This is a genomic window from Zoogloea ramigera (genome assembly GCF_006539865.1).
Taxonomy (GTDB): Bacteria; Pseudomonadota; Gammaproteobacteria; order Burkholderiales; family Rhodocyclaceae; genus Zoogloea; species Zoogloea ramigera.
Genome location: NZ_BJNV01000193.1, coordinates 1 through 780, shown reverse-complemented (window position 1 = coordinate 780; position 780 = coordinate 1). Strand labels below are relative to the sequence as shown.

Here is a 780-nt window from a genome sequence, read left to right as displayed (position 1 = left end):
CTATGAAGAACAATACAAAGAATTTTCTTCCGCACTAGCCGAAGACGCCGTAAGACTGGCGCCACTGTATGCGGAAAAGCTTAAGAAAAATAAAATCGCAGCAGAAGAGCGACAAAAGGAAGACGAGCGCGCCAAAGTGGAGCGGCTCAAGCACGAAAAGATTGCGGCCGAGCAACAACGGATTGCGGTCGAACAACAACGTCAGCTGATTGCTAATGAAGCAGCCAGGCAGAATAAATTTCGAAAAGCACTGAAGATCGGCGATGATACATTCTGCGGACCTGTAATTGAAACGAGGCAACCAATGATCAAGATTGCCGTAAATGCTCAACTACAAGGTTTTGCATCTGAGGCTTGGTTGAGGAGCAGCCAAGTATTCACCCCTGAATATGGCTGCCGCAATGTAAATGGCCGTTTATCCCCGATAAAGACAGAAGGTTAAGCTTAAGACTAAAAAGGACTTCCCTCACCCGCCCGATGGGCTCACCACCCGGCATCGAAGTGCCAAGATTAAATTGCTGAAGCGCAATCTGAATGGCGAAGAGGGAAGTCGAAATGGATGCTACGCCGATTGATGTGGATCTGGCAAAAAACGTTTTCGTGGCCTCCATGGCGAATTGTGGAACTGCATGAGTTCAATCGAGTGGGCTTTCTCACCTGGCTCGGCACGCTGTCGGCAGGCTCGGTGATTGGCCTGGAAGACTGCGGCCGAGCCTACCACTGTGGCTTCACGGCGCAGCGTCTGGGCGGCCCGCCCGGCTGATGGTCGCAAAGTTCGTC

The 780-nt window shown here is 51.4% G+C and carries 1 protein-coding gene; it reads left to right on the top strand.

The features are described 5' to 3' along the window. Positions 1-442, top strand: a 442-nt coding sequence (locus ZRA01_RS20715; RefSeq protein ID WP_218028784.1) for a hypothetical protein, incomplete at its 5' end; no start/stop codon positions are given. Between the last annotated feature and the right edge of the window lie 338 nt (positions 443-780).